This is a genomic window from Salinicola sp. (genome assembly GCF_982684285.1).
Genome location: NZ_CEXLVS010000115.1, coordinates 1 through 12,410 on the forward strand (window position 1 = coordinate 1; position 12,410 = coordinate 12,410).

Sequence of the window (12,410 nt, forward strand, 5' to 3'; positions counted from 1 at the left end):
GCCAGGGTCAGCAGCTCGGTCTCGCCGCGGGCATCGAGTATGCTGCTCATGTAGGCATTGGCGGCCATGAACAGTCCCACCGAGGCGGCCAGCGGTATCCCCATGAACCAGACCCGACTGGAACGCAGCGAGACCGGACGCCGCGCCGCCTCGTCGGGTGCCTGCCCTGCGTCAGGAGGCCCGGCCTTCGCCCGCAGACGCCTCACCAGCAGCAAGGCGATCGCCAATGCCGGCAACGACCACAACAGCAACGCCAACTGCCAGCTACCGCCAGCCAGCGTCAGCACCACGGGTCGCGTGCCACCGGCGCCCAATAGCTCCCCCACCGTGATGCCATTGATGTAGACCGCACTGCCCAGCGCCAGATGGCTCGGTGTCCAGTCACGCAGCAGCGCCGGGATCGTGACCTGCATGACCGCCAAGCCCAGCCCCATCACTACCGACGCGGTGAACAGCACGGGGGCGGAGAGCGTCAATCCGCGCGCGCCGGAGCCGATCGCCACGATGATCAGCGCCAGCACCAGCGCTCGCAGCATGCCGATCCTGCGGGCAAACCGCACCGCCAGCATCATGCTCAGTGCCAGCACCACGTAAGGCACCGTGGTCAGCGCACCCACGGCTGCGCTGCCCAACGACAGCGACTCGGCGATCTCCCCAGCCAGCGGCGGCGCGATCAGGATCGGCAGACGCATGTACAGGCCGACCAGCCAGAGCAGTGCAAGTGCGCCCCACGGCCGGGCCGAGTTCGCCTTCAACGACGAGACGGGAGATCGTACCTGTACGCGCAGAGCCATGACGCCACCTTTTTCATACGGACCGGGAGCAGATGAAAACCAGGAAAAGCGACGCGAAAGGAACCTGGGCGGCACCTTCAGGTCGACGCGGACTTCACTGCAATCTAGGGAATCGGACGAGCTGCGACAAAAGAGAGTTATTGCCATAATGGCTGAGAAAACCTCACCCATGGTGGCCTCGCGACATGCGTTATCTTCCTCCGCTCAATGCGCTTCGAGCCTTTGAGGCCGCCGCCAGACACGAGAGTTTCCATCGCGCTTCAGAAGAGCTCCACGTGACCGCATCGGCGATCAGCCATCAGGTGAGAGGACTGGAAGAGACGCTACAGACGACGCTGTTCGTACGCCGTACTCGGCAAGTGCTGCTTACCGACTCGGGGCGACGGCTGTTCGAGGGCGTACGCGAAGGGCTGGATCGGATCAGTGCCGCCGCGGTCTCGGTCAAACCTCAGCCGGAAAATCCGGTACTGACCGTGTCGACGGTGCCCATTTTCGCCAGCGGCTGGCTGATCCCACGACTGGCCGACTTCCAATCCGCCTATCCCGATTATCAGGTGCGACTGGAGACCTCTGTCGACTTGATCGATGTCGAACGCGCGGATGTGGAACGAATGGATGTCGACGTTGCTATCCGTTACTTATCGAAACCTCCGGCGACCACGCTGGATATCCGATTCCTGTTCCATGAGAGATTGACCGTGGTCTGCTCGCCCGCCCTGGCGGAGAGGCTGAAGACGCCCGAGGACCTCACCGGCGTGACGCACATCCAGACCCGGCTGCGCCCGGAGGGCTGGCGGGCGTGGCTCACCCCCCGCGGCCTCGCCCACCTGGACGACGGCAGAGGCCCGACCTTCGACAACGATACGCTGGCGCTGGAGGCGGTCATGACGGGGCTCGGCGTCGCCATCACCCATCAGGAGATCGCCCACCCGCTGATCGCCAGCGGCCGCCTGATCGAACCTTTCGGCGCGGGTCACGTGATCGGCCTGAGCTGCTACTGGGTCTGCACCCGCCGTCGCAGCCAATTGCCCAAGGTGGTCGCCTTTCGCGACTGGCTGCTCGACCGCCTGGCCGAAGAGGGCCTGCTCGACGCCGGCCGCCCGACCCACCGCTGAAGCGCCCGACGCGGGACCGCACACCCAGCGCGTTTACCCGGCGCGACTACATGCCGTGCTTGATGCCCCGTTCGATCAGTAGCCAGTTGGCGGGGTAGGAGGTCATGAAACCGACCAGCATCGCGATCTGCATCATGAACCAGAACGGCGCGGTGAACGCATCCATCTCCCCCAGCCAGGCGTGGAGCGCGATCAGCATCCACAGGTACATGCCGATCTGGAATGCGATCAGCGACAGCGTGTCGGCCTTGATCGCATTTCGCAGCGCCGCTCCCGGGCCGGCGTCGCTCATCGCCCGAATCGGCAGGTACTGGAACAGCACGCCAAACAGATAGGCACCGATGAACGCCAGCGCGAAGTGACCCAGCACCGTCGAGCCCAGCAGGGCGAATCCGGTCACCGTCGCGATGGGCGCCGTCACCACATCGCCCAGCGTGCAGCCGCCGCCGCAGTGCGTGGCGGAGACGAAGACGCTCTGCCACTTCGGCTTGTCGCCGTGATGATGCCCATGGTGGCCATGGTCGTGGCCATGATCCTGCCGGACCTGCTGCGACCGGGTTGGCGCGCGTCCCATCCGTCGATACGCCCACCCTCCGATCAGCGGCATGTAGAGCCCCGTGATCGGCCAGGTCACGTTCATGATGGACATCGGCTGGGGGCGCCTCGAGACATCGACGGCGATCGTGAGCGCCGTGGCGATGCCCAGCAGCAGAAAGCCCCAGGACCAGACGGTCAGCATGGCATTGTCCTCCTTTACGGTTAGTTGACGCCGGATCTCCGGTTCCGGCTGATGACACAGGTTGTGTCCTAGGTATAGAAACGCCCGGCGTCGTCCACAAGCGACGTCCTGCACGCAGGTTGGAAGGCTGCGCTTGCCATGCCTTGACGGCTCTCCTCACGAGCCCTTCGAGACCTCATCCGAAAAGAAGGCGTTAACTAACGCAATTAAAGAAGCAAATTCGCCCAAATCGACGTAATAGACGCCGATATTGAATAAAGATTACGAAACTATCGAGCACGCGCTTCGACAGGCGTCAATACCACCATGGTCCGGCCGTAGGCGCCAACAATTCCCTTAACGTTCTAATGATGAACGACTACTTTATAAGCCACCTCGCTTAATGCATCATCTCGCGCCAGCAAACGCGCTGACACGACGGGGTCGGGTCGGTAACGCTCATTTCAGAACTTGTCATCAAGAGGATTTCGCTCATGCCCGACATGCAACGACCGAACTATCGCAGCGCGCTGGTCGTCGTCACGACGATCTTCTTCATGTGGGGATTCATCACCTGTCTCAACGACATTCTGATCCCCCACCTGAAGGCGGTCTTCTCGCTCAACTACACCCAGACCATGCTGATCCAGTTCACCTTCTTCGGCGCCTATTTCATAATGTCGTTGCCGATGGGCAAGGTGCTGGCCAGGATCGGCTACAAGAACGCCATCAGCCTGGGCCTGCTGATCGCCGCCGTGGGCGCGGTGATGTTCTATCCCGCCGCCCGGGCACCCTCCTACCCGCTGTTTCTGACCGCCCTGTTCGTGCTCGCCAGCGGCGTGACGATGCTGCAGGTCGCGGCCAATCCCTATGTCAGCCTGCTGGGGCCGGAAGGCTCCGCTTCCAGCCGGCTCAATCTGGCCCAGGCGTTCAACTCACTCGGCACCACCCTGGCGCCGTACTTCGGCGGGATGCTGATCCTGGGCGCCGCGGTGCTGGGCGCCAGCGAGCTGGCCCAGATGTCCAGCGCCGACCGGATGGCCTACAAGGTCCAGCAGGCCCAGAGCGTGCAGCTCCCCTACCTGCTGCTGGCGGCGGTGCTCGCCATTCTCGCGGTGGTGATCTACCTCTGGAAGCTGCCCAACTTCAAGGACCAGGCCCGCGACGACAGCCCCACCGAGAACGTCACCGCCGCCCAGGCGCTGCGCCATCCCCACGTGCTGTTCGGCGTGATCGGCATCTTCGCCTACGTCGGCGCCGAAGTATCCATCGGCAGCTTCCTGATCAACTACATTTCGCTGCCGGACATCGGCAACATGAGCGAGAGCGATGCCGCCAGCTACGTCGCCTACTACTGGGGCGGCGCGATGATAGGCCGCTTCATCGGGTCGGCCTTGATGCAGAAGGTACGTCCCAGCCTGCTGCTGGGCCTGTTCGCCATCGTGGCGGCGCTGCTCACGGTGACCACCATGCTGGCCTCCGGTCATACCGCCATGTGGAGCATCGTCGCCATCGGTCTGTTCAACTCGATCATGTTCCCGACCATTTTCACGCTGGGCATCGCCAAGCTCGGCCCGTTGACCAGCAAGGCGTCGAGCCTGCTGATCATGGCCATCGTCGGCGGCGCCATTCTACCGGTCGCCCAGGGCGCGATCGCCGACACCGTGGGCATTCACCACGCCTTCGTACTGCCGCTGATCTGCTACCTGTTCATCGCCTTCTACGGTTTCCGCGGCTCGCGGGTCATCGATCCGCATCCGTCGGTGCGGGACGCCCACGCCGCCTCGTCCTGAACGCCCCGGCCACCACCTGAAACGCCCCTCCCGCGAGGGGCGTTTTCGATGGGGCCCTCGACTCGTCGAGGCCGGGCATCGGTTCCCGGCTTCGATCCGTCACCCGGCTGGCCGGTGGCTCCGCCGACCGCGCACCACTCGACCAAACGCCAGACGCCCAAACGTCTGACGAGCGCGACCTTAGTCGCGATCCCCTTGAAAGTCATACAATCAAATCGGGATAATCGCTTAGCGAGCAAAACATAGACGCGTTATCGATTCGCCTGCTTCCTTCATCGCCATCCCCTCGTCCCAGCCACGAGAGCCCCGACGTCGTCTCCTTCGCGAGCCAGCAACCTGCCGCCCCGTCGCGGCAGGCGAAGTCGGCTCGATAGCGTGCCCATGAACCGACAAGGACTTCCATTGCCTCTCATGACCCGGACGATCGCCAGCCAGGGCAACGACGCATGACCCAGGTCGAGCAGCTGTTCGAGCGCTACGGCCCCCGCTATAAGCTCTGGGTCACGCTGACGGTGATGCTGGGGCTGGTGGCGCTGGGCATGTCGATCACCATCGTCAACGTGGCCATCCCCTACATCAAGGGTGCCTTCGGCATGAGCGACTCCCAGGTCCAGTGGCTCTCCACCGGATTCCTGGCCTCGACCACGGTATCGCTGCTGATCGCTCCCTGGCTGGTGGCGGCGGTCGGCCAGCGTGCCACCTTCGTGGGGCTGCTGCTGGCATTCATCGCGGCTTCGATCCTCGGTGGCCTGGGCCAGGGCATGGCGGCGCTGGTTGCCGCCAGGATCGTCCAGGGCGGCATGACCGGGTTGATCCGCCCGGTCGCCATGCAGGCGCTGTTTGCCGCCTATCCACCGGAAGGACGCGGCATGGCGACCGCCATGTACGGCATGTGCCTGGGGCTGCCGTTGACCCTGGCGACTGTGGTCGGCGGCTGGCTGGTGGAGCACTTCACCTGGCGCTACGTCTTCTTCGTGACCCTGCCGATCTGCTTCGCGGCCATCGTCATGGGGCTATTCTTCCTGCCGACCCGGGAACAGAAGGGGCCTCGTCCACCGTTCGACTGGGCCGGTGTCGTGCTGCTGTTCGTCGGCGTCTTCTCGCTGCTGGCGGCGCTCTCCAACGGCCAGCGCTGGGGCTGGTACGACCCGCGAGTGCCCGAGCTGATCCTGACCTCGGTGCTCTGCGGTACCGCCTTCATCGCCTGGCAGAGACGTATCGCCCACCCGCTGCTCGATCTGGCGATCTTCCGCAACCGGCTGTTCGTCGCCGGTACGCTGGCGATGTGCCTGTTCGGCGGCACCTTCTACGGCATCATGTACCTGCTGCCGCAATTCGTGCAGGCGGTGCTGCACTACAGTCCGATCACCGCCGGCCAGATATTCCTGCCCTCCACTGCCGTACTCGGCATCCTGGTGCCGCTGGTGGGCTGGCTCAGCGATCGTTATCCACCCCACTGGATCACCCTGCCGGGGCTGGCCTGCACCCTGTTCTCGGTATGGCTGATGGCGCAGATGGACTGGGACACCTCGTTTTTCTACCTCGCCATGGCGATGGGCATTCTCTCCATCGGCATGGCCTCGTTCCCGCCACCGACGCTCTCCAACGCCATTGCCGGCCTGCCCAGCCATCTCACCGGCCACGGCTCCGGCGCGATCAACTTCGCCCTGCAACTGGGTGGCGCGCTGGGCACGGCGGGACTGGTCATCCTGCTGGACCGCCAGACCGCCTATCACGGCCAGATCCTGAATGCCGGCGTCAACGCCGGCAACACCACCGCCCGCCAGGCCCTGGGACAACTGACCGACCTGGTGGGCCGCCTCGGCGTGCCGGAAATTCACCAGCCGGCCATGGCCGGCTATCTGCTGGGCCGCATCGAGGCGATCTGGGCGTCGATTCTCGCCTATCAGGACGGCTTCTGGATTCTGATCGGCAGCCTGCTGCTGGTGGTGATCCCCTCGCTGCTACTCAGTCGCTGGCGCCGTTCGCCCCATGTCTGACTCCGCTCACCCGATCGACGAAGGATGCACTCGCACCATGACCGCCGACGCTTCCCAGCCCCGCAAACGCCGCCTGCCGCGCAGCGCCAAGCTACTGATACTCGCCATCGTCGTGGTGCTGTGTCTGATCTGGATCGGCCTGGCCGTCGCCCATCGCCTGACCCTTGTCAGCGCCCAGGACGCTCGCGTCATGACCGACGAGGTGACCGTCAGCAGTCGTCTCGAGGGTTGGGTGGCGACGTTCGACCTGATCGAGGGCGACACCCTGCAACGCGGCGATGCGGTCGCCGCGCTCTACAGCAAGCCGGACCAGCGCAAGCGCGAAGCGCTGACGGCCAAGGTCGCGACCCAGCAGGCGCGCCTGGAGTACGAGCAAGCGCGACTGGCGACGGCCGAGAAGCAGTTGAAAGGCGGCATCAGCCTGATGCAGCGTCAGCTGGAGGCGAGCAAGGCAGCCGAGAAGGCCTCCCAGGCCCGGCTGACCGAAGCCGAGCGCGATTTCCAGCGCTCCGACACGCTCTACCAGAAGCGCTCGGTCTCGGAGCAGCGCCGCGATCAGGACTACTACGCCTATCAGGCCGCACTCGCGGAACACGCCCAGGCGCAGCAGGAGGTCCGGGTCAGCCAGGCACTGGCCGACAACGCCGAGGTCGGCTTCATCAACGGTTCGCAGATGCCGCTCCCCAATCCCGAGGTGCTGAGACAGCAGGTGCGGATCGCCCGCCAGCAGCTGGCCGAAACCCAGGCGACGCTGGAGGAGGAGCAGTTGCGCATCGCCGACCTCGAGATCGACAGCCCCGTCGACGGCGTGATCGACAAGGCGCTCATCGACCAGGGCGAATACGTCAGCGCCGGCCAGCCCATCGTGATGATGCACGATCCCTCGAAGCTGTGGGTGGAGGCCAACATCAAGGAGACCGATGTGGGTGCACTGCGCACCGGCCAGTCCGTCGCCATTACCGTCGCCGCCTTTCCCGACCAGACCTTCAGCGGCCATGTCGCCGTCATCGGCCGCGCCGCGACCAGCCAGTTCGCGCTGCTGCCGGATCCCAACCCCTCCGGCAACTTCACCAAGATCACCCAGCGAATCCCGGTGCGCATCCGCTTCGACAACGGTCCCACCGAACTGATCGGACCCGGCATGATGGTCGAGGTGGATATCGATGTGAGCGGCGCCGAGGAACGACGACCCGTGACGACCGTCGACGGCTGAGCGCAATATTCTTCAAGATTCCCCGCTCCCCGCCATCTACGCTCCTCTTCCCCCGGACAAGAGGAGCCATCCATGTCATCCGCTATCGTCGTCTCCATGGCCGCTTTCGCCCTGGCCGCCTCGCTATCTCCCGGCCCGGTCAACCTGGTCGCGTTGAGTACCGGGCTGAGCTACGGCTTTCGGCATAGCCTTCGCCACGTGAGCGGTGCCACCTGCGGTTTTACCTTACTGTTGCTGTCGATCGGCTGGGCACTGCAGCCGATCCTGAATTGGCCGCCCGCCATGATCGCGATTCGCTGGGCCGGCGTGCTTTTTCTGCTCTACATGAGCGTCGGACTGGCACTCGACGACGGCCATCTCCGCGCCCGCGACACTCACCGCGCTTCGTTTCGCCGTGGGGCACTCATGCAGTGGCTGAATCCCAAGGCCTGGATGGCCTCCGCGGCGGGCACCGGCGCCTACACGGCTGCCGGCAGCGCCGGTTCCGTCGCGCTGTTCGCGCTGATCTTCTTCGTCATCTGTTATCTGAGCCTGGCGAGCTGGGCCGCGTTGGGCGCCTGGCTGGGAAGCCGCCTGCCGACGCCACGCCAGGTGCGCTGGATCAATCGCGGATTGGCACTGATGCTGTTGCTCAGCGCCTCGAGTCTTGCGGTCGTCCCACTCGGCGATACTGGTCAGGCGTCGCTGCGGTGAAGCGTTTGAAGGTCCGCTGAAAATGCGACTGGTCGGCGAACCGGCACTCGAGCGCCACATCGGCGATGGCACCACCCGCTTTCAGGGCGGCCTGGCCATGGCGAACGCGACAGTCGGTCACAAAGGCATGGGGCGTGATGCCGTACTGGCGCTTGAAACTTCGCACCAGATGGGCTGGCGACAATCCTGCCTCGGCGGCAATGCGCTCGAGTGGCAAGCACTCGGTGCAGTGGCCGCGAATGAAGTCGACCACCGGCTGCAGCGCCGAGTCGTCGCGCCACGGCTCGGCTCGATAGGCTCCTGGATGCGTCGACAACCGCCGGAAGAATGCCTCGCTTGCCGCAGCCTTGACGACCGGCGGGCAGTCGTCTTCGAACAGCGTGCCGCACAGTCCCAGCAGATCGCGGTACAGCGCCGGCGTGCGCGTCATGTGCATCGCCAACGGCCGAAAGCCACCGTCGCCGATGCCGGCCTCTCGCTGCAGGTCCGAAAGCCAGCGGGCATCGACATAGAGCATGACGTAGGACCAGGGCGTGTCGTCGATCGGGTTGCAGGCGTGTATCTCGAACGGATTCATGACCACTACCGCACCCTCGGATACCGGTACGGCCCGCCACGGCTCGCCGGGCATCTGATACTCGTAGAGACTGCGTCCGGCCAGCACCGCGCCGATCGAGAACGCCTCGTGACTGTGCCGCGCATAACCCACGCCCCGACCATCCCGGGTCAGCCTCGCTTCCACGAACGGCAATTCGCCGCTGCGCCAGAAGCGCATCTCGCCACGTTGGCGTGAGTATCCCTTCATGAGCTGATCGCCGGTGCCTCGATGTGGACAGGTTTCGGGCCGCGATGCGGCCCGGTCTTCCCAGTATGCCAGCGCTCGAGAAGCGCTGAATAGATCGCCGAACGAGGTGAAGGGCAAGGCGCACGGAATGCAGAAGCGAGACATAACGTGGCGTCAGGCGAGCCTTCGACCGGGCTGGCGCACCAGTACCGCGCAACGCAGCCATTCGCTCGTGCAGGCATTCATGCCGTGGTTCCCTAACGCCCGAACCCGGCTGTCTCCCGGCTCGCTATTCGCCCTCCCAGCGCCCGGCAGTGACGCTGTGCCGACTCCTCGATGACGCGTTTGGCGTCGACCAGTATCTCGCGACCCCAGAAGGCGGAGTAGGCGCTATCGAACGCAAGCGGTTCCAGGCGTCGGGCGATGCCCGCGACCGTCCCCGCGTCCAGCGGAATGTTGTTGGGATAGGACCACATGAACGATGCCATGCGGTCCGGCGTGACCAGCAGCGTGTCCCCGGTCAGCAGTATCCCGTGTTCGGTCCAGTGCAGCACGCTGGCGCCTGGGAAATGACCGCCCAGGCAATGCGCGGTGACGCCGGACAGTATCTCCCGCGAGGCGCCTTCCCAGGACCGGATTCGCGCATCCGGCACGCTGACCCAGTCACGGTCCTCGGCGTGAACGTAGACCGGACAGTTAAACGCCTGTGCCCACTCCGCCATGGTGCTGAAATAGTGCGGATGCGACAGCACGATGGCATCCAGCCCGCCAAGCCCTTCGATGATCTCGATGGTCGCCTCGTCGAGCAGCGTCAGGCAGTCCCACAGCACATTGCCGGCCGGGGTCCGCAGCAGGAAGGCGCGCTGGCCAATGGCGAAGCTGGGCGTGGTGCCTATCGCCATCAGCCCCGGCGCCATATGGCGGAAGGTGTTGGTGTGATTGGCCGCCAATTCGCTCGGTGTCGTCCAGCGCTGCCCCTCCACCGGCACGAACTGCCGCTCGTCTTCACAGATATCGCAATGTTCCGGTGGCGTATCGCTCTCCGGATACTGCAAGCCACACGTGGCGCAGATGAAACCGGTGTTACGCATGTCTACCTCCCCGATCAGGAACGAGATCTCATCCTCTCTCCTCAAGTTAGCTTGAGGTCAAGGCTTTGCCAGGCGTGATCGACGTCCCGGACGCCGCAGGACCAGCCACCCCGAGATCAGGATCACCGCCATGCCGAACCAGGCCGCCGGGTCGGGAACCTCGTCGAACCACAGGACGCCCCAGACGGCGGCAAAGGGGAGATAGGCGTAATCGAACGTTCCCACCAGCGAAGCGGGAGCGACCTGATAGGCTCGCGCCACGCCCGTGTTGACGCTCACCATCAGTAGCGCATGGAGCAGGATCAGGGCGGCCTCGGCGAGGTCGAGCGGCTGCCACGGGCGAGTCAGGAAACCCCGGGGCAGTGCCGAGTCATCGGACAGCATCGCCACCAGACCGCTCCCCACGATACCGGCCAGCGCGAAGCAGAGATTCAGCCCCAGCGCCAGCACCAGAGGGCGCTCGCTCGCGCAGTGGCGACGCGTCAGCACCATGGCGCCGGCGTAGCAGCACGCCGCTGCCACCGGCAAGGTCATGGCGAGGGAGAACACGCCCAGGCCCGGGCGCAGCACCAGCAGCACGCCGCCGAAGCCGAGTGCGACCGCCGCCCAGCTCTGGCGCGTGAGCCGCTCGTCGCCGATGGCGGAAGCGAGAACCGCGATGAACAACGGCGTGGTGTAGATGCCCACGGCCGCGGTGGCGAGCGGGATCAAGGGTAGCGAGGCATAGAACAGCAGCCACATCGCCAGCAACAGCAGACTGCGCAGGATCACCCACCCCGGCCGATCGGGTACCAGCGCCATCCAGCCGCCGCGCAGGAGCAGGCATCCCGCGAGGAGGGGAATCGATATCGACGATGCCGACACCAGCAACTGCCAGAGCGACGGCCCGGCGCCGATATACTTGACCAGCGCGTCGGACAACGCCAGCAGGCAGACCGACCCGACGATCAGCGCCACGCCCTGGGAATGATTGTCATGGCGCTCATGCTGCATGATGATCTCCGTGGTTCACGACGGGTATCACCATGCCCGCGGAGACCGTCATCCGACCAACGACTTCTGCGTCGCTATCCATGAGCTCAGGTTATGAATTGGCTAGGTAAATCGCTGCCGCCCCTGTCGACGCTGCTGCCCTTCGAGGCGGCGGCACGCCTCGAGAGCATCTCGCGCGCGGCCGAGGAGCTGCATCTCACCCAGGCCGCCGTCAGCCGCCAGGTTCGCGCGCTGGAGGAGGATCTCGGCGTGGCGCTGTTCGAGCGTCGCAATCGCGGGGTCTTCCTCACCCCGGCCGGTCGCGAACTGGCTGCCACTGTCTCCCGTTCCCTGCGCACCATGGCGGACCAAGCCAACGACATGCGCGGCCCAGGTCGCGGCGCCCAGGTCATCCTGTTCTGCCAACTCTGCGAGGCGTTCTACTGGTTGATGCCACGCCTGGCCGCCTTCAATCGTCGACATCCCGATATCGATCTGAAACTGGCCACTTCCACGCGCCCCATCGAGGAACATCACGACCCGTTCGATATCGCCCTGCAGACGGGCGGCAGGCCCAGCGGCAATCACCCCCTGGCCTTTACGGCCAGCGACGAGATCTACCCCATCTGCAGCCCGGATCATCCCGCCGCTCGCGGTCATCCGCGTTCGCTGGCGTCGCTGACGGCGTTCGATCTGCTCCATCACTACGCAACGCCGCCGGACTGGATGGAGTGGCCCGACTGGCTCCGGGCGATGGGACATTCGCCGGATCTCCCTAACCCCGGAAAGACCTTCGACAGCTATCCGCTGATGCTTCAGGCGACATTGGAGGGCCACGGCGTGGCGCTGGGCTGGCGTCGCACGACCGAGCGGCTGATCGCCTCGGGCGAACTGGTTCGTCCCGTGCGCGAGAGCCTGCATCAACCGCAAGCGATCGCCATCCACACCAGACGGGGCTCACCGGAACGCCACGCCACCCGGGCACTGCTCGACTGGTTGCAGGAAGCGCTGGAGGGCACGCCGCCATAGCAGGGCATCCCGCGCCGCGATTCCCGACTTCCGTATGGACCTGCTAGTCCTCCGCCAGTCCGAGAGCGATCGCGGCCTTCAGTCCGAAGGTTCGAGTCGTCGAAGCCAGCCGTCCACGAACGCCTCGCCCGGCAGCACTCGGAAGAATTCCGTCGAACGCACGGCCGCTTGAAAATAGGGATCCCTGTCCGCGGCGAACGTCGGGACG

Annotated in this window: 11 protein-coding genes; 6 read left to right on the plus strand and 5 right to left on the minus strand. The window is 65.1% G+C overall.

The features are described from left to right. Positions 1–794: MFS transporter (locus tag AC3AYF_RS11515; RefSeq protein WP_295039159.1), on the minus strand; the 794-nt coding region annotated here is incomplete at its 3' end. Positions 795–979: 185 nt separating this feature from the next. Here AC3AYF_RS11515 and gcvA point away from each other — a divergent pair. Then, positions 980–1,909: a transcriptional regulator GcvA gene (gene gcvA, locus AC3AYF_RS11520; RefSeq protein WP_295039157.1), complete on the plus strand. Its 930-nt coding sequence runs from the start codon at positions 980–982 to the stop codon at positions 1,907–1,909. Positions 1,910–1,955: 46 nt separating this feature from the next. Here gcvA and AC3AYF_RS11525 read toward each other — a convergent pair whose 3' ends face one another. Beyond that, complete coding sequence (locus AC3AYF_RS11525) at positions 1,956–2,648, minus strand: DUF4396 domain-containing protein (protein ID WP_295039155.1); 693 nt, start codon at positions 2,646–2,648, stop codon at positions 1,956–1,958. A gap of 473 nt (positions 2,649–3,121) precedes the next feature. Between AC3AYF_RS11525 and fucP the strand changes: the two genes are divergently transcribed. From fucP to AC3AYF_RS11545, 4 genes are all read left to right on the plus strand, one after another. Further along, positions 3,122–4,420, plus strand: a complete 1,299-nt coding sequence (fucP, locus tag AC3AYF_RS11530) for an L-fucose:H+ symporter permease (protein WP_295039154.1) — start codon at positions 3,122–3,124, stop codon at positions 4,418–4,420. A gap of 446 nt (positions 4,421–4,866) precedes the next feature. Next, complete coding sequence (locus AC3AYF_RS11535; RefSeq protein ID WP_295039153.1) at positions 4,867–6,420, plus strand: DHA2 family efflux MFS transporter permease subunit; 1,554 nt, start codon at positions 4,867–4,869, stop codon at positions 6,418–6,420. Between the two features lie 37 nt (positions 6,421–6,457). Continuing rightward, the gene (locus tag AC3AYF_RS11540; protein WP_487779750.1) at positions 6,458–7,633 is read left to right on the plus strand and encodes an HlyD family secretion protein; all 1,176 of its coding nucleotides are present in this window, start codon (positions 6,458–6,460) and stop codon (positions 7,631–7,633) included. A gap of 72 nt (positions 7,634–7,705) precedes the next feature. After that, entirely contained in the window at positions 7,706–8,326 is a 621-nt protein-coding gene (locus tag AC3AYF_RS11545; protein ID WP_295039149.1) for a LysE family translocator, read from the plus strand. Here the strand turns inward: AC3AYF_RS11545 and AC3AYF_RS11550 are convergent. The 3 genes from AC3AYF_RS11550 to AC3AYF_RS11560 form a co-directional block, all read right to left on the minus strand. Beyond that, a complete protein-coding gene (locus AC3AYF_RS11550) occupies positions 8,265–9,131 on the minus strand; it encodes an AraC family transcriptional regulator (protein ID WP_295039147.1) in 867 nt (288 codons plus the stop codon). The two genes, AC3AYF_RS11545 and AC3AYF_RS11550, sit on opposite strands and share 62 nt — an antisense overlap. Before the next feature lie 236 nt (positions 9,132–9,367). Continuing rightward, positions 9,368–10,201 (minus strand): MBL fold metallo-hydrolase, encoded by an 834-nt coding sequence (locus AC3AYF_RS11555; RefSeq protein ID WP_295039145.1) that lies wholly within the window; start codon positions 10,199–10,201, stop codon positions 9,368–9,370. A gap of 57 nt (positions 10,202–10,258) precedes the next feature. Further along, positions 10,259–11,194, minus strand: a complete 936-nt coding sequence (locus tag AC3AYF_RS11560) for a DMT family transporter (RefSeq protein WP_295039143.1) — start codon at positions 11,192–11,194, stop codon at positions 10,259–10,261. Positions 11,195–11,287: 93 nt separating this feature from the next. Here AC3AYF_RS11560 and AC3AYF_RS11565 point away from each other — a divergent pair, with 93 nt between their 5' ends. Beyond that, a complete protein-coding gene (locus AC3AYF_RS11565) occupies positions 11,288–12,202 on the plus strand; it encodes a LysR substrate-binding domain-containing protein (protein WP_295039141.1) in 915 nt (304 codons plus the stop codon). Positions 12,203–12,410: the final 208 nt, after the last annotated feature.